General features: G+C 72.8%; 16 protein-coding genes. 9 read left to right on the plus strand and 7 right to left on the minus strand.

Annotated features, from left to right (window positions below):
• Nucleotides 1–226 precede the first annotated feature (226 nt).
• On the minus strand, nucleotides 227–1555 hold the full coding sequence (locus tag BRM3_RS05760) for a UDP-glucose dehydrogenase family protein (RefSeq protein WP_263595131.1): 1329 nt from the start codon (nucleotides 1553–1555) through the stop codon (nucleotides 227–229).
• Nucleotides 1556–1648: 93 nt separating this feature from the next.
• Here BRM3_RS05760 and BRM3_RS05765 point away from each other — a divergent pair, with 93 nt between their 5' ends.
• The 4 genes from BRM3_RS05765 to BRM3_RS05780 all read left to right on the plus strand — a co-directional run bounded on the left by BRM3_RS05765 (nucleotide 1649) and on the right by BRM3_RS05780 (nucleotide 6590).
• Nucleotides 1649–3289 carry a DUF2142 domain-containing protein gene (locus tag BRM3_RS05765; protein WP_263595132.1) on the plus strand — a complete coding sequence of 547 codons (1641 nt, stop codon included), beginning with the start codon at nucleotides 1649–1651 and terminating at the stop codon, nucleotides 3287–3289.
• A gap of 174 nt (nucleotides 3290–3463) precedes the next feature.
• On the plus strand, nucleotides 3464–4522 hold the full coding sequence (locus tag BRM3_RS05770) for a glycosyltransferase family 2 protein (protein WP_263595133.1): 1059 nt from the start codon (nucleotides 3464–3466) through the stop codon (nucleotides 4520–4522).
• Entirely contained in the window at nucleotides 4519–5631 is a 1113-nt protein-coding gene (locus tag BRM3_RS05775; RefSeq protein ID WP_263595134.1) for a glycosyltransferase, read from the plus strand. Before BRM3_RS05770 ends, BRM3_RS05775 begins: the two co-directional genes overlap by 4 nt.
• 11 nt (nucleotides 5632–5642) lie before the next feature.
• Nucleotides 5643–6590 (plus strand): flippase-like domain-containing protein, encoded by a 948-nt coding sequence (locus tag BRM3_RS05780; RefSeq protein WP_263595135.1) that lies wholly within the window; start codon nucleotides 5643–5645, stop codon nucleotides 6588–6590.
• 9 nt (nucleotides 6591–6599) lie between these two features.
• Here the strand turns inward: BRM3_RS05780 and BRM3_RS05785 are convergent, their stop codons facing one another.
• From BRM3_RS05785 to BRM3_RS05795, 3 genes are read right to left on the minus strand one after another with little or no spacing between them, the layout of a single operon-like run.
• Complete coding sequence (locus tag BRM3_RS05785) at nucleotides 6600–7922, minus strand: M18 family aminopeptidase (RefSeq protein ID WP_263595136.1); 1323 nt, start codon at nucleotides 7920–7922, stop codon at nucleotides 6600–6602.
• 59 nt (nucleotides 7923–7981) lie between these two features.
• Nucleotides 7982–10297 (minus strand): acyltransferase family protein, encoded by a 2316-nt coding sequence (locus tag BRM3_RS05790; RefSeq protein WP_263595137.1) that lies wholly within the window; start codon nucleotides 10295–10297, stop codon nucleotides 7982–7984.
• A gap of 15 nt (nucleotides 10298–10312) precedes the next feature.
• Nucleotides 10313–12370 (minus strand): DUF6541 family protein, encoded by a 2058-nt coding sequence (locus BRM3_RS05795; RefSeq protein WP_263595138.1) that lies wholly within the window; start codon nucleotides 12368–12370, stop codon nucleotides 10313–10315.
• Between the two features lie 103 nt (nucleotides 12371–12473).
• On the opposite strand from BRM3_RS05795, the gene BRM3_RS05800 reads away from it, so the two are divergent.
• The gene (locus BRM3_RS05800) at nucleotides 12474–13220 is read left to right on the plus strand and encodes a glycosyltransferase family 2 protein (protein ID WP_263595139.1); all 747 of its coding nucleotides are present in this window, start codon (nucleotides 12474–12476) and stop codon (nucleotides 13218–13220) included.
• 5 nt (nucleotides 13221–13225) lie between these two features.
• On the plus strand, nucleotides 13226–13726 hold the full coding sequence (locus tag BRM3_RS05805; protein WP_263595140.1) for a DUF2304 domain-containing protein: 501 nt from the start codon (nucleotides 13226–13228) through the stop codon (nucleotides 13724–13726).
• On the opposite strand, the gene BRM3_RS05810 is transcribed toward BRM3_RS05805, so the two are convergent.
• Together BRM3_RS05810 and BRM3_RS05815 are read right to left on the minus strand one after the other, a co-directional pair.
• Nucleotides 13688–14572 carry a glycosyltransferase family 2 protein gene (locus tag BRM3_RS05810; RefSeq protein WP_263595141.1) on the minus strand — a complete coding sequence of 295 codons (885 nt, stop codon included), beginning with the start codon at nucleotides 14570–14572 and terminating at the stop codon, nucleotides 13688–13690. The genes BRM3_RS05805 and BRM3_RS05810 overlap by 39 nt on opposite strands.
• The gene (locus BRM3_RS05815; protein WP_263595142.1) at nucleotides 14569–15768 is read right to left on the minus strand and encodes a hypothetical protein; all 1200 of its coding nucleotides are present in this window, start codon (nucleotides 15766–15768) and stop codon (nucleotides 14569–14571) included. The genes BRM3_RS05810 and BRM3_RS05815 overlap by 4 nt, the downstream gene beginning before the upstream one ends.
• Before the next feature lie 257 nt (nucleotides 15769–16025).
• Here BRM3_RS05815 and BRM3_RS05820 point away from each other — a divergent pair, with 257 nt between their 5' ends.
• On the plus strand, nucleotides 16026–17633 hold the full coding sequence (locus BRM3_RS05820; RefSeq protein WP_263595143.1) for a glycosyltransferase: 1608 nt from the start codon (nucleotides 16026–16028) through the stop codon (nucleotides 17631–17633).
• A 4-nt stretch (nucleotides 17634–17637) separates the two neighbouring features.
• On the opposite strand, the gene BRM3_RS05825 is transcribed toward BRM3_RS05820, so the two are convergent.
• Entirely contained in the window at nucleotides 17638–19905 is a 2268-nt protein-coding gene (locus tag BRM3_RS05825; RefSeq protein ID WP_263595144.1) for an acyltransferase family protein, read from the minus strand.
• 116 nt (nucleotides 19906–20021) lie between these two features.
• Here BRM3_RS05825 and tgt point away from each other — a divergent pair, with 116 nt between their 5' ends.
• Together tgt and BRM3_RS05835 are read left to right on the plus strand one after the other, a co-directional pair.
• Nucleotides 20022–21332 (plus strand): tRNA guanosine(34) transglycosylase Tgt, encoded by a 1311-nt coding sequence (gene tgt / locus BRM3_RS05830; RefSeq protein WP_396127032.1) that lies wholly within the window; start codon nucleotides 20022–20024, stop codon nucleotides 21330–21332.
• A gap of 139 nt (nucleotides 21333–21471) precedes the next feature.
• The gene (locus BRM3_RS05835) at nucleotides 21472–22965 is read left to right on the plus strand and encodes a PQQ-like beta-propeller repeat protein (RefSeq protein WP_263595145.1); all 1494 of its coding nucleotides are present in this window, start codon (nucleotides 21472–21474) and stop codon (nucleotides 22963–22965) included.
• Nucleotides 22966–23258: the final 293 nt, after the last annotated feature.

Consider the following 23258-nt stretch of genomic DNA (forward strand, 5'->3'; position numbering starts at 1 on the left):
GGCGTGGCGCAGAGCGAGCCCGGGAGCTGGAACCCAGGAAGCCCGAGGTCAGAGTCCCACAGAGCCCGGGAGCTGGAGCCCAGGAGGCACGAGGCCAGAGTCCGATAGAGCCCGACGTCCCCTGGAGCCCAGGAAGCCGGAGCCGAGGGGATCGGGAGAGCCCTCGCACCGGGAGGCTCGGCGCCGGATTGGCGCCGAAAGGATCGGCGTCGGGTCCCCGCCGGGTTCAGGGGCGGCCGATGGACTGGTAGGTCCATCCCGCGTCGCGCCAGCGCTGCGGGTCGAGGGCGTTGCGGCCGTCGATGATCCAGGGCGTGGCGACGACCTCGCGCAGCGCGACGGGGTCCAGGGCGCGGAACTGGGCCCACTCGGTGAGCAGGAGCACGATGTCGGCGCCCTGGGCGGCGGTGAGGGCATCGGGGGCGATGGCCAGGTTGGGGCGCTGGGCATGGACGTTGTCGGCGGCCGCGGGGTCGGTCACGACCACGTCGGCTCCGCGTCCGGAGAGCTTGGAGGCGATGTACAGGGCCGGGGACTGGCGGATGTCGTCGGAGTCGGGTTTGAAGGCGGCGCCGAGCACCGCGATCCGCTTGTGGGTGAACGTCCCGCCGAGCGCTCGATGGGTCATGTTGACGACCCGGTCGCGCTGACGGTTGTTGAGGGTGTCGACCTCCCGCAGGAACGACAGGGCGTCGGTGACGCCGAGTTCTCCGGCCCGAGCCATGAACGCCCGGATGTCCTTGGGCAGGCATCCGCCGCCGAAGCCGATGCCGGCGCGGAGGAACTTCGGACCGATCCGGTCGTCGTAGCCGATCGCGCGGGCGATCGTGGACACGTCTGCGCCGCTGGCCTCGCACACCTCCGCGATCGCGTTGATGAACGAGATCTTCGTGGCCAGGAACGAGTTGGCCGATACCTTGACCAGCTCGGCGGTCGCGTAGTTCCCGACCACGAGGGGGGTGCCTTCCGCCAGCGGCGACGCGTAGACCGCGTCGAGGATCTCCCGGGCCCGGCGGGCCTCGTCGGGGTCCTCGGGCAGGCCGTAGACGATCCGGTCGGGCCGCAGCGTGTCCTCGACGGCGAAGCCCTCGCGGAGGAACTCGGGGTTCCAGGCGAGCAGGGCCGCAGAGCTCGCGGCGGCCAGACGCTCGCGCAGACGGGTCGCGGTGCCCACCGGCACGGTCGAGCGGCCCACCACGAGGCTGGGACCGTCCGGGGACCGATCGAGGTGGGGCGCGAGGGCGTCCAGGGCCGCGTCGACGTACCGCAGGTCCGCGCCAGGCCCGTCGATCTGCTGGGGCGTGCCCACGCAGATCACATGGACCTGCTGGGTGGCCGCCTGGGCGTAGTCGGTCGAGAAGCGCAGACGTCCCGTGCGCAGGGACTCGGCGATCAGGTCGTCCAGGGCGGGCTCGTAGAACGGTGCCCTGCCCTCGTTGAGGGCCGCGACCTTGGCCTCGTCGACGTCCAGACCGACCACGTCATGCCCGAGCGACGCCATCGCCGCCGCGTACACCGCGCCGAGATACCCGCATCCGATGGTTGTGAGTTTCACAGCGCGGCACTCTATCGTGGATGCCTCGGCTCCACCGTCCCCTCGGGCCCCGTCCGCGGCCCGTGACCCGCACCCGACTCCCAGGCGAGGATGATGCACGCCAGATTCACTGTCCGAGGGCGAGTCCTCGACCTCCTCGCCCTCGTGCTCGGCCTGTTCCTCATCGTCATCGCGTGGGCGGTCTCCTCGCCGGTCGGCGCCGTGCCCGACGAGTCCGACCACATCGTGCACGCCTACGGCGCCGCCACCGGGCAGACCCTGCCGGGACTCGTGGACGAGGAGACGATCGAGGGCCGGACGTTCACGATGGTGCGCTATCCCGCCGACCTCGAGGACTTCCCGCCGCCGGAGTGCTACCGGTTCGACTCCTCCGCGACCCCTTGCGCGGCCGAGAGCCACGGCCAGGGCATGGTCTCGGGCATGAGCGGCATGACGCGCTACCCGATCGCGTACTACATCCCCGTCGGCGCCGTCCTCTGGCTCGGCACCGCGGCGGGGCTCGGCGGTCCCGCCACGCTCGTCCTGGCGCGCATCGTCTCCGGGCTCCTCTCCGTCCTGGTGCTCGCCCTGGCCGCCGTCGTCCTCGGCCGGCGCTTCGATCGTCGGCCGATCGCGGCGGCCATGGCGCTGTGCATGGTCCCCATGACGTGGTTCCTGTTCGCGTCGATCAATCCCAACGGACTCGAGATCTCGGCGGCCATGCTGCTCGCGGCGGTGGTCTGCTGCCTCCGCCACGACGCCATGGCCGGCACCCGGCTCGGGCGCGACGTGCTGTGGCTGTTCCCGATCGCGATCCTCGTGCTCGGCATGACCCGGCCGCTCAGCGCGATCTGGGCGTGCGGTCTGTGCCTGCTCGTGCTCGTGCCGGTGCAGCGGGCGACCGGGGACGCGGGACGGCGCGTGCCCCTGCTCATGGGCCCCCGATGGTGGGCCGTGCTCGACGTGCTGCTCGCGCTCAGCACGGTCGCCTGGCTCGCGTGGACCTCGTCGGTGCGCGGCGGCGAGGCGGGCGAGGACCGCATGGGGGCGTGGTCGGCGCTCCCGTTCGTCACGCGCATCGTCGCCGTGCTCCAGCAGTGGGCGAGCCTCGTCGTCAACGGCTTCGGCCACCTCGGATGGGTCGACACCCCCATGCCCCTGGCGCTGTTCGTGCTCTGGGTGGTGGCGGCGGCGTGGGTGTTCGGGCGCATGTCCCTGGGACGGGTCCGGCCCGCGGTGGGGCTCGGGCTCGTCGGCGCCTACGGCCTGCTCATGACCACCGCGATCTTCCTCGAGAGCTACCTGAGCGCCTTCGCCTGGCAGGGTCGCTACTACCTCCCGGTCCTCGCGGCGATGGCCGTCCTCTGCGTGCCGGCGCTGCAGGGGCGCATGCTCGAGTCACGGCAGCTGCTCCGCGCCACCGCGCTCGTCGTGGTGGCGGGCGCCTGCGCGACCCTGATCGCGCTCGTCTGGTCCACCTGGCGCTATGTGTACGGGTTCCATACGCCGATGACCCGGTTCGACGCCATGCCCTACCCGTGGCGCGCCCCGCAATGGGCGCCGGCGATCGGCACGGTCGGCGTCTTTCTGGTCGGGACAGTCGGACTGATCCTCGCGGCAGCGGCAGCGCTCGTGCCCTGGAGCCGGGCCTCGGCGCGCCCGGTGCCCGACTCGCGACGGGCCGCGTCGTTCCCGCGTCCGCGACCCGTCCGGTCGGCGGCGCCGACGGCTCACGGGCGGCACCGTCGGCCGTGAGGCTCGAGGGGCGCAGGCACGCAACGGACCTCACACGGAGGCTGTGCGCCGCCCCACGGCCTCGCGGGACCTCATTGGATAGCCTGTCTCGGCGACGTGCCCGCGATCCCCATGACCCCGCGATCCGGGACGGCTGCGGAGCCGGGCGGTCCCGGCAGAGAAGAGGTGACGGCCGTGAAGGTCTTCGTGCAGGTTCCCTGCCTCAATGAGGAGTCGACGCTGCCGAGCGTCCTCGACTCGATCCCCCGCGAGCTACCGGGGGTCGACCAGGTGGAGCTGCTGGTCATCGACGACGGCTCCACCGACCGGACCGTGCAGGTGGCCCAGGAGCACGGGGTGACCCACATCGTGCGGCACGCCCGGAACATGGGTCTGGCCCGGTCGTTCCGCGACGGCGTCGACTACGCGCTCGCGCACGGCGCCGACATCGTGGTCAACACCGACGGCGACAACCAGTACAAGCAGGAGCGGATCGCGGACCTGATCGCGCCGGTCGTGAGCGGCGAGGCGGACATCGCGATCGCCGACCGCCAGACCGCGACCATCGCGCACTTCTCGCCGTTCAAGAAGCGCATGCAGAGGTTCGGCTCCCACGTCGTCAACCTGGCCGCCGAGACCGATCTGCCCGACGCCGCCTCCGGGTTCCGTGCGTACTCCAAGGCCTCCCTGCTGCGGCTGAACGTCGTCACGCAGTTCTCGTACTGCATGGAGACCATCATCCAGGCCGGCAACAAGCGCCTGCGCATCGCCTCGGTCCCGATCACGACCAATCCGAAGACGCGCGAGTCGCGGCTGTTCACCAACATCTTCCAGCACATGATGAAGTCCGGTTCGGCGATCGGCCGCGCCTACCTCATGTTCAAGCCGCACCAGGTGCTGGGCTGGCTCGCGGCGATCACCGGCATCCTCGGCGTGATCCCCTTCGTCCGCTTCCTCGTGTTCGCCCTCATGGGGCAGAGCGAGGGGCATCTGCAGTCCCTCATCTTCGGGACGACCCTGCTGACGTTCGCGTTCCTGAGCCTCGTCCTCATGATCATCGCCGACCTGCAGCGGACCAACCGGGTGCTGCTCGAGGAGCTGCTCGAGCGCACCAAGGCCCTGCAGTACGGCGACCCCCGGGTCCCGGTCCCGGTGGCCCCCGCCGTGCAGGACGCGAGCCCGGTGGCGGGGCCCGCGGTCGCCGACGACGACCGGCGGACCACGGAGCCGAACCTCGTCGGACGCTCCGCATGAGGCGCCTGCTGGCGTTCGGCACGTTCGACCTCGACCGGCATCCGCGAGCGCGCGTCCTCCTCGAAGGCCTCTCGTCCACGTGGCAGGTCGCGTCCCTGAACCGTCCGCTCGGCTTCTCGACCGCGGAGCGCGTGCGGATGCTCGAGCAGCCCTGGCGCCTCGGCGGCTTCGCGGCGCGCCTGGCCGGGCGGTGGCTCCAGCTCGCCGCCGGATCCCTGCGCTACCGGGGTGATCGCGCGCCCGATGCCCTGCTCGTCGGGTACATGGGGCACTTCGACGTCCTGCTCGCCCGCCTGCTCTTCCCCCGCACCGTGATCGCGCTCGATCACCTCATCTTCGCGGCGGGGACGGCGCGCGACCGCCGAGCGTCCGGTCGGGTGCTGCACCTCGTGCTGTCCGCCCTCGACCGCGCCGCGCTCGCGGCCGCGGACGTGCTCATCATGGACACCGACGAGCACGCGCGGCAGCTGCGGCCCCGGGAGCGGCGGCGGGCGCTCGTCGTGCCCGTCGGCGCGCCCGCCCGCTGGTACCGCCTCGCCCAGGGGCGGCACGGCTCCCGCGACGCCGACGCCCCGCTCAGCATCGTCTTCTTCGGACTGTTCACCCCGCTGCAGGGGACCCCGGTCATCGCGGCCGCCCTGCGTCGGCTCCACGACGACGGGGTGGCCTTCCGCGCGACGCTGATCGGCACCGGGCAGGACGCCGAGCGCTGCCGCGAGATCCTCGAGGGCGTCGACGAGGTGACGTGGGTGCCGTGGCTCGAGGGCGCGGACCTCGCCGAGACCGTCGCCGACCACGACGTGTGCCTGGGCATCATGGGCTCCACGCCCAAGGGGCTCGACGTCGTGCCCAACAAGGTCTACCAGGGCCTCGCCGCCGGGTGCGCCGTCGTGACGTCCGACACGCCTCCCCAGCGGCGTGTGCTGGGGGACGCGGTCGACTACGCCCCGCCCGGCGACGCAGCCGCGCTCGCGGCCGTGCTCGCTCGGCTGAGCCGCGAGCCAGCGGCCCGACGCGCTCTGCAGGTCCGCGGGCGCGCCCGCGCCGACGAGCTCCGCGGGGACCGCCTCGTGCAGGACCTCGACGACCGACTCCGGCGCCGCGGATGATGTCGCGCCTCATGGCCGTCGTGCGCTCGCCCGCGGTGCGGGCGGTCTTCCTGCTCGTCGCGCTCGCCGCGGCCGTCTGGGCAGTCGTCTCGCGCCGCGCCGAGCTCGCGCAGGCGCTGGCCGACATGAACCCGCTGATCCCGGTGGGCGCGTTCGCCCTGGGGGTCGTCTACATCGTCCTGACGATGCTCGCCTGGCGGTCGGTGCTCGCGGACCTCGGCAGCCCGCTCGGCCTCCGCGTGGCCTCGGAGCTCTTCTACGTCTCCCAGCTGGGCAAGTACGTCCCCGGCGGGGTGTGGAACATCCTCGCGGTCGCCGAGCTGGGACGCGACCGCGAGATCCCCCAGCGCCGCTCCGTCGCGGCGATGCTCGTGTCGGTGCTCATCTCCTTGGTGTCGGGGCTCTTCCTCGCGGCCGCGAGCGTGCCGTTCGCGCCCTCTGCGCTGGCCGACCGCTTCGGCTGGGCGCTCTTCACGCTCCCCGTCTTCGTCGTGATCCTGCTGCCGCCCGTGCTCAACCGGGTGCTCGGCCTGGCCCTTCGCGTGCTGCGGCGCCCGCCGCTCGAGTCTCCCGTGACCTGGCGAGGCGTCGTGACCGCCACGGCCTGGACGCTCGCCGCGTGGCTCGTCGCGGGGATGCAGGTGTGGCTGCTGTGCGTGGGCATGGGCGCGTCGCCGTCCGCCGCGACCCTCGGCCTGAGCATCGGCGGCTACGCCCTCGCCTGGTCGGTCGGCTTCCTCGCGATCTTCGTCCCGGCCGGGGCGGGCGTGCGCGAGGCCATCCTCGCGATCGTGCTCGGCGGGAGCCTCGGAGCGGGCGGCGTCATCGCCGTCGTCCTGCTCTCGCGCGCCATCCTCACGATCGCGGACCTCCTGCTGGGCCTGGCGGGGGTGGTGGCCCTGCGACGCGGACGCCGACGCGCCGCGGCCGGGCCGACGACGGCGCGCAGAGCGCCCTGACCTCGCCGATCACTCCCCGGGCAGCCAGAACGCCGCGGCCGCGCGGGACAGCAGCTCGGGGTCTGCCACCGCGCACAGCTCACGCGCCGAGTGCATCGAGAGCAGGGCGATCCCGGCGTCGATCGTGGTGATGCCCAGCCGGGTCGCCGTGATGGGGCCGATCGTGGAGCCGCACGGGACGGCGTTGTTCGAGACGAAGGGCTGGAACGGCACGCCCGCCCGCGCGCAGCAGCGGGCGAACTCCGCCGTGCCGACCGCATCGGTCGCATAGCGTTGCTGGGCGTTGATCTTGAGCAGCGGCCCGCCGCCCAGCCGCGGCCGGTTGGCAGGATCGTGGCGCTCGGGATAGTTCGGGTGGGCGGCGTGGCCCGCATCGCACGACAGCACCATGGAGCGGGCGAAGGCGCGCAGACGCGAGGCCTCGTCGCCCCCGAGGGCCGCGTGCATGCGCACGAGCACGTCCTGCAGGAATGGTCCGGCCGCGCCCGAGCGGGTCGCCGAGCCGACCTCCTCGTGGTCGTTCGCGACGAGCAGCGCGATCGGCCCGTCGGCGCGGTCCGCCTGCGCGGCGACGTCGACCAGGGCGCGCACCCCGGCGTGCGTCGAGGAGAGGTTGTCCAGGCGCGCCGAGGCGAACAGCTCGTCGTGGGCGCCGATGACGGCGGGCGCCTGGGCGTCGACGGTGACGATGTCGTAGCCCGCGATCGTCTCGGCCTCGACCCCCGCGGCATCGGCGATCACCTGCAGCGGGTCGAGCCCCGCGTCGAGCCCCAGGATCGGCTGGAGGTGGCGCTGGGGGTCCAGGCGCAGACCCTCGGAGTTGACCTGACGGTCCAGGTGCACCGCGAGCTGCGGCACGCGCGCCACGGCGCCCGTGGCGACGAGGCGGACCGTGCCGTCCGCGAGCACGACCCGGCCCGCGAGGCGCAGATCGCGGTCGAGCCAGGAGTTCAGGAGGGGGCCGCCGTAGACCTCGACGCCCGCCTGGGCGAAGCCCTCCGCGCCGAGCTGAGGATGCGGCTTGAGCTTGAGGGCGGGGGAGTCCGTGTGGGCGCCCACGATGCGCCACGGCGTGTCCGCGTCGGCCGACTGCGGCGTGCTCCAGGCGATGATCGAGCCGTCGCGCAGCACGAAGCGGTCGCCGCGCACGTCCTCGGACGCCCACGCCTCGCGCTCGTCGAGCTCCACGAAGCCTGCCGCGCGCAGACGGCGCGCGGACTCGTCGGCCGCGTGGTACGAGCTGGGAGAGGCCGTCACGAAGGCGGCCAGGTCCTCGGCGAAGGCGCGTGCGGCGGGCGTGGGGGCGAGAGCGGCGTCGAGCGGGGTGGTCATACGGCCATTGAATCACCGCGGCCGCGCGCGCCCCGACGTCGAGGAGGGCGGGGACCGCGTCAGCCGTCGCTCGCCGCGGGCGCGGCGTGCACCCTGTCGCGCGCGGCGAGCGCGGACTGCACCTCGGCGCCGAACCACGGGCCCATCGAGCGGGAGAACTCCGTCGTCAGGTGGTTGTCGTCGCGGTACACGAAGACGTTGCCGACGATGGGGGAGCACCGGTCCCGGGGGCAGAGCTGATCCGTGGTGGGGTCCGCGACGAGCACGGGGGCGGAGGGATCGTCGTCCGCGAGCGACGCGATCGGATCCTGGGCGCCGGCCTTCGCGGACAGGTCCGCCCCGCAGTCCGCGTCCGCCGAGGCGGGAGTGCCGCCGTCGCGGATCACGTCGAAGGCGCAGTCGTAGGGCGACGGCGAGGTCGACCACCGCGGGTTGTCGCGGAGCACGACGGCCGCGATGTGGCGTTCGCGGACGAGCTCGAGGGCGCCGCCCAGGTCCGGCCGTGCCGTCTCGGCGGGCCCGCTCGCCGTGGTGCGCGAGCCGATCGTGATCACGACGTCGGGCTTGATCGAGTCGAGCACGGTCGGCCACGCCGCGTCGATCGTGGCGCAGCCCGGGTTCCCGCTCGCGGTGCTGAACGAGCAGCCCATCTTGCCCACGTAGTACACGGCCCAGTGGTGGGAGCTCGCCTCCTCCATCAGGGCGCTCGCGTACTGCGCGGCATGCGAGTCGCCCGCCAGCAGGATCGTCGCGGCAGGCGTCCCGCTCGCGGGCTGGTAGCGGCAGTAGACCGCGTCGGCGCTCCCGAATCGGCCGGTGCACGAGTCCGGCAGCAGGTCCTGTGGGATCGACAGGGCGTCGGGCAGGGGCGCCGGGGACGCCGAGAGGTCCGCGAGGGGATCGGTGGTCCACCGGGCGCCGGGGTGCGTGGAGGCGGTCGGGGCGCCTCCCTCGGACGAGCCGCCCTCGATGACGTGCCGCGCGGCGGGGAACGCGACCAGGCTCGAGGCGAGGACGAGCGCCAGGGACGCGGCCACGACCACCCCCGCGCGCCACCAGCGCCGCTCGAGCGCCGGCGAGCGACGGATCGGGGTGTCGACCAGGCGGGTCAGCAGCCAGGCGAGCACGATCGAGGCGGCCAGCACCACGACGCCGTCGAGGGGGCCCGCGCGGTCGCCGCCCCGGACGGCGAGCCAGCCCACCAGCAGCGGCCAGTGCACGAGGTACAGGGCATAGGAGATGTCGCCGAGGAAGCGGGCGGGTCGTCGCGACAGCACGGCGTCGGCGCCCCAGCGCCGGCTCGAGAAACCGGCCGCCATGACGAGCGCGGCCGAGACGAGGGGCCAGAGCGCGATCCAGCCGGGGAACGCGGTCGAGACCTGCAGCACCGCCCCGCACGACAGCAGCCCGGCGACCCCGAGCCAGCCCAACAGGGCGCGCCCGGTCGGGTGGAGCGGCGCCGTGTCGTCCTCGGGACGGCGGCCCCCGGTCCGACGGTCCCACCACGGCAGGAGGAGCGCCATGAGCGAGCCGGCCGCGAACTCCCACAGGCGCGCGAAGGTCGAGAAGTAGGCGCTCGACTGCGCGCGCTCGGTGTCGATGATCGACCAGGTGAGGGAGGCGAGGAGGACGACGGCGAACAGGATCATGAGGACGGTGCGGACGGGCGGGCGGCGGCGTCCGCCCGTCGCGAGCAGACCCGCCAGAGCGAAGAGCACGGGCCACAGGAGGAACACCTGGCCCTGCACCGAGAGGGACCAGAAGTGCTGGAACGGCGAGGCGGCGGAGGCGTCGTGCGCGTAGTAGTCGGTCGCCTCCGCGGCGAGCACGATGTTCTGGACGTACAGGGCGCTGGCCAGCGCGTGGCGAGACAGCAGCGTCCAGCTCGAGGCGGGGAGCACCGCGAGGCTCATCGCGAGGGTCGCGACGATGACGATCGCGGCGGGCGGCATCAGGCGCTTGAACGTGCGGAGCCAGTAGCGGGGGATCGCCAGCGGCTGACCGGTCTCCGCTCGGCGAGTGAACGTGCCCGTCAGGAAGAACGCGGACAGGAACAGGAAGACGTCGACCCCGCCGGAGACGCGGCCGAACCAGACGTGGTAGACGGCGACCAGGAGCACGGCCAGTCCGCGCAGCCCGTGCAGCTCCGTGCGGAACGCGGGCCGTGCCGGGGCGGGGCGGCTGCGTTCCTGCTCGCCCGCCCGCTCCCGGGCGCCGTCCGGCTCGTCACCCTGCGGATCGACCGCGGCGTGGTGGGAGGGCTCCGCGCGGTCGGCGGCCGACCGGTCGCGGGCGAGGAGACGCTCGGTCTCCTCGTCCCGGGGGCTGCTTCGACGCCGACCGTGGACGGCGGTGGACGAGGACGGTTGGGCCACGACGCGGGACCCGGCTCAGCGCTGCGCGCCGCAGGCCGTGATCTCGTACAGCTTCGCGGCGCCCTGCTGGTCCACGAGCTCGAAGCCCGGGGCGCTCGCGAGGCCGTCGAAGCCCGGGTACGTGCCCGGGGCGTCGTTGACGTTCTGCTCGCCGAAGTCCAGGACGTAGCGCACGTGGAGGTCGTCGACGGCCGTGCAGACCGCCGGATCGGACTCGGCCCGGTTGAGGTCCTCCCGGAGGACCTCCTCCGCGGGGCGCACGTAGGCGAGCGCATGGTGATTGGTGGTCTGCACGTCGGCCAGCGGATAGGCCAGCGAGGAGCCGTCCCACGGATCGGTCGCGACGACCGCGTCCGCGGGCACCTCGGAGGGGAGGCGTTCGATGAGGGCTCGTTCGTCGGGCGTCAGCAGGGCGCTGTGCTCCGTCTCGGCATACTGCTTCTCGATCCGCTCGATCGAGTTGTTCATGTACGGGGCGCGCTGCGTCACGAGCACCAGCGCGGCCGCCGCGACGACGGCGATCACGAGGACCAGGGGCCCGCGGCGCCACGAGCGCCGGGTGACGAGCTCGACGAGGCCCAGCGCGCCCTGCACGGCGAGCGGGAGGACGACGAGCGGCAGCACCATCGCGACCCGGTACGGATCGGTGTACCAGACGCCGCTGATCTTCAGCCGCCAGGCGTCGTAGGGCTGAGCGGCGACGATCAGCCAGCAGTACCCGAGGAGGACCCAGGTCACGGGGAGCCACAGGTTCTCCCGTCGGCGCACCGTGCGATAGAGGCCGAGAACCGCCAGGATGCTCACGATCCACGCCGGCCACAGTCCCAGGGGGGCGTTGAGCAGACCCTGCCCGACGGCGTCGGTGAAGGACGTGAAGGGCTCCCAGCGCAGCTGCGAGAGCGGCGGCCGGAGGACTCCCCACAGGTAGTCCACGACCACGAGCCACACTGCCGCGAGCACGACGGCGACCGGGATCCACCACCGCGAGATGCGCCCGATCACCCCGTCCCGCAGCGAGCCCGCGCACCGCACCAGGACCGCGGCGGTCGCGAACACGACGACCGTCATCACGGCATTGGGGTGGGCGAGCGCGACCCCGGGGGAGACGAGCACGAGCAGCCCCAGGGCCGTGCCCGTGCCGTACCGGCGCACGGGGGCGACGCGGAGCAGTTGGATGCCGAGCCCGATCATGATCGGGGCGAGCGCGATCCCCAGCAGGTTCGGGTACAGCACCCCGAAGTCCATCGCGAGCCCGGGGAAGGCTGTCACCGAGGCCGTCATCACACCGGTCACGGCCGCCGCGACCGGGGAGTCGGGCAGCATGCTGCGCGTCAGGAAGAGGCAGGACGCGACCCAGACCAGGACGGCGGAGCACAGCATCGCGTTGGACGCGACGGGGATGCCGGCACCGGTGATCTCCACGACGAGCGACACGACGTCGTGCCAGGCCGCCGGGTAGAACTGCGAGGTGCCGGGGGCGGCGTTGAGCGAGCTCAGCGTGAGGGCCGAGGCGTCCCCGGTGTCCAGGATGTAGCGGATCGCCGAGAGGTGGAAGATGTTGTCGAAGGTCTGCGAGATCGCGTCCGGGGAGCCCAGGATGTTCCTCATGTGACGGGCCCACAGCAGCCCGCCGAGGACGAGGCCTCCCAGCAGCCAGGTGTCGCCCCAGCTCCACCACCGCTCGACCACGGGACCGACGGAGACACGACGCGAGCCGGCCGTGCGCCCCGGGAACGCCGGGCGCAGGGACGCCGGGCCCTCGGCCCCGGATCCCTCCGCCGCGGCTCGGCGATCGCGGCGGCGTGCACGCCGCCGCTGGAGGATCCATCGGCCGAGCAGGACGAGCACGCACGCGACGAGGGCGAGCGCGATCACCATCCACACGTTCCAGCGCAGCCCCGTCAGCCCGAACACGATCGCGGCCGTGGCGATGATCGTGGTCGAGAGCGCGGGGGCCAGCAGCACCGCGCCCATGCCGCGGCGGCCGGTCGCCACGGCGACGGCGAGGCCGGGCACGACGAGCAGGAGCACCGTGACCGCGAGGGGGGCGAGAAGGGGGATCCAGGTCTGCACGGGCATCATCTTCCCAAACACGCCCCGTGAACGGGCACCACCGCCTGGGTGACATTCCTCCGCGGCGACGGGGCGGCGCAGGGCGGACGGTATCTTGGAAGCCATGACGACCACCGATCAGGACCTGGCCGCGCCAGGACACTTCCTGGTCATCATGCCCGCCTGGAACGAGGAGGCCGTCATCGGTGCGACTCTCCGGGAGCTTGCCGACGCCCTTCCCGAGGCGGACATCCTGGTGGTCGACGACGGTTCGTCCGACGGCACGGCGCGCCTCGCCGAGGAGGTCGGCGCCCGTGTGATGCGGCTTCCCTACAACCTCGGCGTCGGCGGAGCGATGCGCGCCGGATACAAGTACGCTCGCCGTTTCGGCTACGAGCGCGCGATCCAGGTGGATGCCGACGGCCAGCACGATCCGCGGGACATCGTGCGCGTGCTGGCGGGTCTTGAGGACGCAGACATCTCGATCGGTGCACGATTCGCCGACCGCGGCTCCTATCAGGCACGTGGCCCGAGGCGCTGGGCGATGGTGTTCCTGGCACGGACGATCTCCCGTATCGCCCGAACCCGTCTGACGGACGTCACCTCCGGGTTCCGGGCGGCCAACCGTGCTGCGATCCGGCAGTATTGCGAGCACTATCCGGCGGAGTATCTCGGCGACACCATCGACTCCCTCGTCGTCGCGGTGCGCTCGGGGCTGACAGTCACTCAGGTGCCCGTCGAGATGCGGCCGCGCCAGGCTGGCACGCCATCCAACAACCCGTGGAAGGCGGCGGTCTATCTCTTCCGCTCGTTCTTCGCGTTGTTCATCGCGCTCACACGGCGCAAGGTGCATCCCGAGGAAAGGGCCTGACCGCGATGCCCAACAAGCTGTTCGTTCTGGCGGTGGCAGTCGTCATCGTCCTGCTGGTGTTCCGGCTGCTGCGCAGTCGTGCCCTGCGAGAGAAGTACGCCGCCTTGTGGATCCTGGTGGGGCTGGGCACCGTTGTGCTCGCTGCTTTCCCTGGCTTGTTGAACCAGGCGACGACGCTGCTCGGGTTCACGGTGCCGTCGAACCTGCTGTTCGTCATCAGCACGCTGCTGCTGCTGGCCGTGTCGCTGCAGCTCTCCCACGAGATCTCCGTGCTCGAGGATGAGACGCGCGTGCTCGCCGAAGAGTCGGCGATCCATCGCCTCACGATCGCCCGTCTGCATGCGCGGCTAGAGACGCTTGAGAAACGCGCTGTGGATGAGGGGCCCCCACGGTCCGCGCGGGACGAGACGGCCCGGCTCGCCCGACCCGATCCGGTCGAGCGCGCGTCGCGGCCGGAGTCGGTGTGGTCACGTCGTGAGGACGTGCCGCGCGAGCGCCCGCAGTGACGCGACATCGCGGGACCTGAGTGCGAGGGGAACCGTCAGCCCCGCATAGGCGCGGGACGTGACATGCAGCCTGGCGGCCCGTGCCGCCCGGCGCCAGCCGAGGGAATCGGCCTGGGCCGCGGCGATCCGGAAGTACTCGCGCTCGTCGTCGAAGCGGCTTCCGTCGAGCAGCTTGTCGCTCGACAGGCTCGCGGAGTGCCGACGGTACTCGAACGACATCGTCCTGAGAGTCACGAGCTGTGCGCCGTCGTAGATCATGTCGAGCAGGAGCGCCAGGTCGAGGACGATGGGGAAGCCATCTCGGAACGGGGTTGCCCGGATGGTCTCGGTCTTGAAGGCGAGTGAGGGCCAGTACAGCCAGTCTCCGTGCAGGAGCGACGTGGCGAGTTTTTCGCCTGACAGGACCTCGTGGTCGTGGCGGCGAGGGCGCAGGATCCTCTGCTTGACGAGGTCGGCGAGGGTCCGGGACGGCTCGCCGTGCTCGTCGATCAGACGCACCCCGGGCTGGAAGATCGAGGCCTCGGGGTGGCGCCGCGCGGCCTCGTGGATCTGCTCCACGTAGTTGGGGAGCAGACGGTCGTCGCAGCCGGGCATCGCCATCAGGGGGGCGCTCGCCGCCGCGACGCACGACCGGAAGTTCTCGGTGATGCCCTCGTTGCGCTCCTTGCGGAGGTACCTGATGCGATCGTCGTCGATCTCCGCGATGTGGTCGCGGATCTCCGTACCTGGGTACGCGTCGTCGATGACTGTCAGACGCCAGTCCGGATCGGTCTGGGCGAGGATGCTCGCGATGGTCTCGCGCATGTAGCCGGTATCCCCCCAGTAGGGGACCATGAGGTCGATCATGAGGTGCCTTCCTGGTGTTGAGCGGGACCCGCTGTGCGAGTGGAAATCCGAGTTCGGCGAGACGCCGAGAGGATGACCGGGGCCATCAGCAGCAAGCCCGCGGCGGGTCCGACGAGCAGGGACGTGATGGCGCGCTGGTCGAGGCTCCCGGGGAGGAGCAGCAGCCCGATCGAGACGGCGCAGGCGAGCACCCACCCGCCGAGGAAGCTCGCGTGACGTTCGAGCGACTGGCACAGCGCCCCGCACAGGGTGAGAGCTGCCAGCAGGCCTGCGGCGAGCGTGAGGAGGCCGAGCACCCCCCCGGAGATCTCGTAGGTGAACAGCACCCGCATCAGCCAGGGGCCGATCAGCCAGGCGAGCGCGGCGCCGACCGCGGTGATGGCCGCGAGAACTCCACCCAGGATGGCCAGGACGCGCCCGGCGCGGTCCTTCCGGCTCACGAACGCCGAGATGAGCATCGTCTGGAACGCGGTGAGTGGGATCAAGAGAGGAGCCCTGGTCAGAGAGATCGCCTGGAGCAGGGCGGGGGAGTCCGAGACCTCCCGTGCGGGGGTGGTGAGCGACAGGAGCATGGGATAGCCCGCCATCAGGAGGGCGGTCGCGCTGAGCGCTCCGACCGAGGCGGCGAGGTGACGCGCCAGCAGAGGGGCGGCCACGTCTGTCCGGGAACGGAACGCGGTTCGCGCCGGCGCCGCCACGAGCAGCAGGAGCATCCAGGAGAAGGCGGCAGCGGTCATCGCACCTGCGAACCCGAACAGTCCGAAGCCGAGCACCGCGGCGGCCACAGACAGCAGCAATCGCATGAGAGCCTCGAGCCCGAGCAGGCTGCCCATGCCTCCCCACGCCGCCCGGCCCGACAGCGCCCCGGCCAGGGCCGCGTGCCCGGTGAAGCCGAGGGCGGTGACGATCGTCATCGCGATGAGGAAGGCGTGGTCGCCCGGGAACGCGCTGCCCCACAAGGGCGAGGTCGCGGCCACGATCACCGCGAGGACGATGGCGACCACGACCACGACGCTCGAGACCCGGGGGCCGCGGGCGACACCGGATGCCCGTGCGTTCGCAATGGTCCGTGTGAGCTCGGTAGAGACTCCCGACAGCAGCCCGGTCACGATCTGGTAAGTCGCGATGAAGACAAGGAGCGTCGCACGGTCGCCATCAGGGAGTGCGCGTGCGCCGATCATCATGACGATGTACATCGCCACAGCCGACAGCGCTGATCCGGCTCCGACAAGAGCGACGCCACGTACGCGTTGCGGCCGGGATGAGGCCTCGACGGCGGGCCCGTGGTTCATGGGGCGGGACCTCCGGGAACTTGGGAGCGCGGGTCGGCAGGAACCTCGGGCCGTGCGGTCCCGGGTGGTCGCGAGGACCAGGTTGATAGTGTACGGCGGTGCCTCTCGACGCTTGGAAGCGACCTGTGATCGGTGCCGTTATCACGGCGTTCGAACCCTCGGTGACCCTGGAAGCGGCCGTCCGGAGCGCCCTCCCCCAGACCCGCGCCCTCGTGGTCGTCGACGACGGCTCGCGCGGCGAGGACGCGCTCGCCGTGCTGCGCCGCGTCGCCGATCTGGGTGCGACCGTGGTCCGCCAGGAGAGCAACCGGGGGATCGGGGCCGCGCTGAACGCGGGGGTCGCCGAGCTCTGCACGGACGACGCCGTCGACGGGGTGCTCACGCTCGACCAGGACTCCGCCCTCCCCGTCGGCTTCGTCGACGCGCTGGTCGCCGCGGCGCACGCCGCGCACGTCGACGGCGTCGCGGTCGGCATGGTCGGTCCCGGCGCCGTCGCCGGCATGCGTCGCCGGGAGTCGACGGACGAGCGGGCGTACGCGATCGGCGGCGAGCCGATCCAGTCCGGGCTGCTGATCCCGCGGCACGTGCTCGAGGAGCTGGGCGGCTTCCGGGAGGACCTGTTCATCGACGGCGTCGACTCCGACTTCTATCTCCGGGCGAGGCGGCACGGCTACCAGTGCGTCGTCGCCCCGGGCGCCACGCTCGAGCACCGGCTCGGCCGCGGTCATCGCGTCGCCGTCGCGGGCCGCTCCGTCGAGCTGACGGTCGCGAGCGACTTCCGCTACTACTACCAGGTGCGCAACCTGATCCATGTGGTGCGCGAGCACGGGCGGGCCGACCCGCGATGGTCCCTCGGGGCGGTCGGACGGGAGCTCCGACACCTCGCGATCGTCACCGCCGCCGTGCCGGGCCGGGCCGCTCGGCTCGAGGAGGCGCGGCGAGGACTCGCCGACGGGCTGCGGGGGCGCACGGGACGACGCCCCGAGGGACCTGCCGCGCCACCCGCCGCAAGCCCCTCCGAGGACGGGCCGCGCCCCTCGGTGAGCGTCTGCATGGCCGCCTGGAACGGCGCCGACTACATCGCCGAGCAGATCTCGTCGATCCTCGAGCAGCTCCGGCCCGACGACGAGCTCGTGGTCGTCGACGACGCCTCGGGCGACGACACGGCGGCCGTCGTCGCCGCGATCGCCGACCCGCGCCTCCGCCTGATCCGCCATGAGGCCAACGCGGGGTACGTGCGCACCTTCGAGGACGCCCTGCGGGCCGCGCGAGGCGAGCTCCTCCTGCTCGCGGACCAGGACGACGTGTGGCTTCCGGGCCGGCTGGACGCGATGGCGGCGGACCTGCGCTCGGCGGGCGTCGTCGCGACGAACCTGACCACCCTGGGCGGCCCGGCCTCCATCCGGGGCCCCTTCGGGCAGCCGGACTGGCATCTGCGGGCGAGCGCCTCGACCCACCGGCGCCGCAACGTCGCGGGCATCCTGGCGGGCAACATGCCCTACTACGGCTGCGCGATGGGGATCCGGCGCGACGTGCTGGAGTCGGCCGTGCTGCCGTTCCCCGCCTTCCTCGACGAGTCGCACGACCTCTGGATCGCGCTCGTGGGGAACCTGGGCGGCCAGATGCTCCACGACGAGCGGCGCACGGTGGCCCGGCGCTACCACGAGTCCAACGCCTCGCCGAACCGGCCCCGCGGCGTCCTGCCCGCTCTGCGGTCCCGCGCCCTCCTGCTGCGGTGCATCGCCGAGATCGTGCGTCACCGCCGCTGAGGGGTCATCCCCACGTGAAGCCCTGCGCCCCGAGCTGCTCGTCGAGCGCGCCCGAGAGGGTCCGGGAGTAGGTCGTCGAGATGTGCGCGGCGTCAATCCACACGTACACGTTGCCGATCTCGGGCACGCAGGCCCGATCGGGGCAGATGTCCTCGCTCAGGTCGGCGGTGTAGTAGCGGGCCGCCTCCTCGCCGGTCGGGGCCGGCTGGGGCCACGGCGCGTCCTGTGCATACTCCTCGTGCACGTCGAACGTGCAGGAGGAGGCGTCGCTCCGACCGTCCTCGAGGCACTCCACGGGACTGCCGTCCAGACGGGGGATCGCCCGTTCCCCGAGCACGGAGATGCCGTGGTCCATGATGGTGCGCGCGAGCTCCGCGTGGCCGGGGGTGGCGATCTCGTGGAAGTCCGGCGAGATCCAGGTCGCGCTCGTCACCACGAGATCGGGCTGCGTCCTCAGCAGGTAGTCGGTGACGAAGGCGTTGTGGTCGCTGCACCACGGCGCCGCGTCCGGTCCCGTCGAGTAGACGCAGCCGCCGCTGAACAGGGTGACCACGGTCCACCCCTCGCGGAGGGCGAGGCTCGCGAGCGCCGGCGCCGCCTGCTGGTCCCGGGAGTCGCCCACGATGGCCACGACCCGGCCGCGTCCGTTCCCCTCCTGGGCGCAGATGCCGGAGACAGGACCGTCGGCGCTGTCGGGGGCCAGGGCGCCCCGGCAGGGTCCGCCGGTGGAGTACCAGTCGTCGGGCAGCATCGCGAGGTCCGGCAGGGGGCTCGCGTCTGCGTCGGCCTCGTCCACGTAGTCCGCGGTGAGGGAACGCGCGCCCGGGTTGTTGCGGGCCGCGTCGGCCTCGATCGCGCGCGTCCGTGCGTCGAGCGAGTACCGGACCGTCCCGACCGCGGCGAGGACGACGGCGCACGAGGTCACGATCACCAGGGCGCTGCGCCACCAGCGCGCCTCGAGCCGGGGCGAGTAGCGGATGGGGGAGTCCACGAAGCGGGTGAGGGCCCAGGCCAGGAGGACGGAGGTCGCCACCAGCAGGGCGCCCTGCCATACGTCGAGCCCGGTGGACCCGAAGGCCACGAGGGTCAGGATGAGCAGCGGCCAGTGCACCAGGTACAGGGCATAGGAGATGTCGCCGAGCCATTGCAGCGGACGGCTCGAGAGCAGCCGGTCCGCCCCCCAGCCAGTCCCCGTCGGCCCGGCGGCGATCACGAGGCACGCGGCCAGCAGCGGCCACAGCGCGATCCAGCCGGGGAAGGCGCCCTGGACGTCGACCACCCACCCGCACGACAGGATCAGCGCGAGACCCGCCCATCCCAGGAGCGCCCGCACGTGACGGCCTCGCTCCGAGCGAGGATCGCGGCTCTGCCGGTAGCCGATGCGCTGCTCGAGCAGCGGGAGGACCAGCGCGAGCACGGAGCCGAGGGAGAACTCCCACAGCCGGGACCGGGTGTCGAAGTAGGCGTAGGCCTGGTCCGTCGCGGTCAGGTGGACCGACCATGCGAAGGAGACGACGGTGATCGCCCCGAACAGGGTCAGCAGGGTGGCGCGCACGGGCAGGCGGAAGCGCCGGATGAGCAGCGCCGCCAGGAGGAAGAGCAGCGGCCACAGGAAGAAGACCTGCCCCTGGATCGAGAGCGACCAGTAGTGCTGGAGAGGGCTCGCGGTCGAGTGGTCGGCCGCGTAGTAGTCGACGCTGCGCGAGGCGAGCAGCCAGTTCTCCCCGTAGATCAGGGAGGCCACGGAGTCCGACAGCAGGTCCACCCAGCGGGTGGCGGGCAGCACGAGGAGGCTCGCGCCGAGCGTCCCGAGGATCACGAGGGCACCGGGAGGCACGAGCCGCTTGAAGGCGTGCAGCCAGTACCGCGGCACCTGGAGGGGAGCGCCCCTCTCGAGCTTGCGGGCGAAGGAGCCGGTCAGCAGGAAGGCGCTGATCAGGAGGAAGATGTCGACGCCGCCCGAGACCCGGCCGAACCAGATGTGGTAGCAGACGACCATGAGGATCGCGACGGCGCGGAGCCCTTGGAGCTCGGGTCGATAGGAGCCGGGGCCCTTCTTCTGCCGGCCGCTGTCGACGGGGGCGACGTCCGCCTCCGCGACCTGCGCCGTCGCCGAGGACGGCTCGGCCGTCGACAGCGGCACGGTGCCCGTGTCGGCACGATGGCGGTGGTGGCGCCCCGGTGCGACGCGGTGGCCGCGGAGCTGCTCATCCCGTCTCGAGAGCGGGGAGCCGCGGCGGCGTCCGCGAGGAGGGGCCGGGCTGTCGGTCATCGGGTGTGGAGGTCCTGGTGGCGAAGGGGGCCGCACGCCGAGCGGGGAAGGGGGGCGCGATCGGCCGAGGGAGCGCGGCCCATGCTACCGATGCGTCCCGTGCGAGACTGTGCGTCGTGTCAGACCCCACCCCCGCGCCCCGTGCCGCCGCCTCTCCCGGGGCCGCCGTCCCCGCCGCCGCCCCTGCCGACACGGGTTTCGAGATCACGGCGCGGACCGGTGCCAGGGCCCGGGCGGGCCGGATCACGACGCCGCACGGCACGATCGCGACCCCGGCCTTCGTGCCCGTCGGCACCAAGGCCACCGTCAAGGCCGTGCTGCCCGAGTCGATGGCCGAGCTCGGCGCCCAGGCGATCCTCGCCAACGCCTACCACCTGTATCTCCAGCCCGGGCATGAGCTCGTCGACGACGCGGGCGGCCTCGGCGCGTTCATGAACTGGCCCGGCCCCACGTACACCGACTCCGGCGGCTTCCAGGTGATGAGCCTCGGCGCCGGCTTCAAGAAGGTGCTCTCGAGCGAGTTCTCCGGGGGCGAGAAGGCCCGCACCGCGTCCGGCGAGGACGACGACGTGGCCGAGGGCAAGGAGCGCCTGGCCCACGTCGACGACGACGGCGTCACCTTCCGCTCGTTCATCAACGGCGACGTCCACCGCTTCACCCCCGAGATCTCGATGCAGATCCAGCACTCCCTGGGCGCCGACATCATGTTCGCCTTCGACGAGCTGACCACGCTCATGAACTCCCGCTCCTACCAGGAGCGGGCCCTCGAGCGCACCCGGCTGTGGGCCCAGCGCTGCCTCGTCGAGCACGCGCGGCTCACCGCGGCGCGCACGCACCGCCCCTACCAGCAGCTGTGGGGGGTGATCCAGGGCGCCCAGTACGAGGACCTGCGCCGCACCGCCGCCCGCGATCTCGGCACGATGGACAAGGACGGCCAGCGCTTCGACGGCTTCGGCATCGGCGGGGCGCTCGAGAAGGAGAACCTCGGGACGATCGTCGGCTGGGTCACCGACGAGCTGCCCGAGGACCGCCCCCGCCACCTGCTCGGCATCAGCGAGGTCGACGACCTGTTCGTCGCCGTCGCCGCGGGCGCCGACACCTTCGACTGCGTCTCTCCCTCGCGCGTGGCCCGCAACAGCGCCGTCTACACGCGCACGGGACGGGTGAACCTCACCGGCTCGCGCTATCGCCGCCTCTTCGCGCCGATCGACGAGACGTGCGACTGCTACACGTGCACCCACTACACCGCGGCCTACATCCACCACCTGTTCCGCGCCAAGGAGATGCTGTCCTCGACGCTGTGCACGATCCACAACGAGCGCTTCGTGGTGCGCCTCGTCGACGAGATCCGTGCGGCGATCGCGGCGGGGGAGTTCGACGCGCTGCGCGAGGAGCGCACGGGCGCCTACTACGGCGAGCCCCGCTGAGGCCATGACGACACCGGGCGGCGCCGGCCGCCGGCAGGGGCGGCCGGCACGTGGCCCACGGCGCGCCGACGGGCGCGACGTCGGCGGGCGGAACGGTCGTGGCCAGGGCGCTGGCCGCCGGGGCCGGCCGGATCGTCTCGTGCTCCTCTCGCTCGCCGTGGCCCTCGCCGCCGTCGGCGCGGTCTGCTGGATCGTGGGCGAGCATCGGCTGCAGGCCCCCCTGCGCCTGCTCGGCGGCGCGATCGCCGGCCTGGCGCTGGGGCCGCTCGTCCTGGTCGTCGCCGGCCGGGTACGACGAGGCCGCGTGGTGGCCGTGGCGCTCGCGGTCTTCGCCGCGCTCGCCCTCACGGTCCCCGCTGTGCTCGCCCACCGGGTCGGCACGCTCGACGGCGTCGAGCCGGCGGGCCTCGCCCCTCTCGGCGCCGACGACCAGGTGGTCTCGGTCGCCGGCACGGACGAGCCCTCCGCGATCCTGGTGCGCCGCGCGGCAGGCGCCTCCCAGCTGGTCGCCGCCGACGGCACGGCCGTCACCGACCTCGCGACCGCGGCGGGGGCCGTCGCCGCGCTCTCGGCCGACGGCCGCTACGTGACGGTCGCCCATGCCGGGAGCACCCGGGTGGCGTCGGCCTCGAACCCTGCGCGCTCGCGCACGGTGGTCGGCACCCCGGTCGGCCTCGTGGGCGACGTGCTCGTGGTGCGGGTCTGCGCCGACGAGCGCTGCGACGAGCGCGGCTACGACCTGCGGGGGACCGGCCCCCTCGACGAGCCGACATGGACGGTCGACGTGGACGTCGACGCCCCCGTCGCCGACGCCGAGGGCGCCGCGCTCACGATCGGCGGGCCCGCACCCTCTGCGGCGGACGTCGGCCGGCAGGCCGGTGTGCTGCCGGACGCGGTCGTGCGTCGCGCGGCGGGACAGGGCTGGGCCTGGGTGGACCCCGCGACCGGTCACCTGCACGGGCGCGTGATCGCCCCGGACGACGGGAGCTGCCGCGTGGTCGCACCCGCCTCGCTCGACGACGACGGCGCGGTGCCGCCCGTCGTCGCGGTGTGCGCCGCGGCCGACGGCGCCCTCACGGCGAGCGCGAGCCGCGACGGCGCCCCGCTGTGGACGAGCGACGCCTCCGCGCCCGGCGACTGGACCGTGCGCATCGACGGCGGACGGGTGATCGCCGACGGCACCCAGTCCGAGACCGGCACCGGGGGGGAGATCGTGGCCACCGAGCACGACGCCGCGTGGAGCGAGCCCGGCGGTGAGACGGTCGCCGAGGCCGGCCCGTACCGCGCCCAGGTCGGCGTGGACGGCATGGACGTCGCCCGGGTGACCGCGGCGGGCCAGGCGATCGCGCACGACATCGCGACGGGCGAGACCGTCTGGGCCGAGCCCGTCTCGGAGCAGGGTGGCCCGCTGCGTGGTGCGCTCGGCGCGCGCACGGCGGTCCTGCTCGACACCGAGGCGCGCACCGACGCCCTCGACCCCCGCGCGGCGACCCGCCTGCGGGTCATCGACTCCGCGACCGGCGAGGTCACGGTCGACGGCTGGTCCCCGCACCCCGTGCAGGACGTGCGACCGGTCTCGGCCGGCCGCGCGCTCGTGCTCGTCGACGACCGCATGCTGCTCGTCGGGGTGTGAGCTGGCGGGCACGCCGGGGGGGGGCTCCCTGATCACCTCGTCGAGGCGCACGTTCCCGTCGCTCTGAGCACGCAGAGCGACGGGAACGTGCCTCTCGACCAGGCAGAGCGACCAATACGTGCGCCTCGATCTGGGTGAGCGACGAGAACGTGCCTCTCGATCAGGGTGAGCGACCAGAAGGCGCCTCTCGAGCATGCTGAGCGACGGCAACGTGCGCCTCGATCGGGCTGAGCGACGCCAACGTGCCTCTCGATCCTCCCGATCACACGCCCTCGACGACGGGCCGACGACGA

The sequence above is a fragment of the Brachybacterium huguangmaarense genome (genome assembly GCF_025725725.1).
Classification (GTDB): domain Bacteria; phylum Actinomycetota; class Actinomycetes; order Actinomycetales; family Dermabacteraceae; genus Brachybacterium; species Brachybacterium huguangmaarense.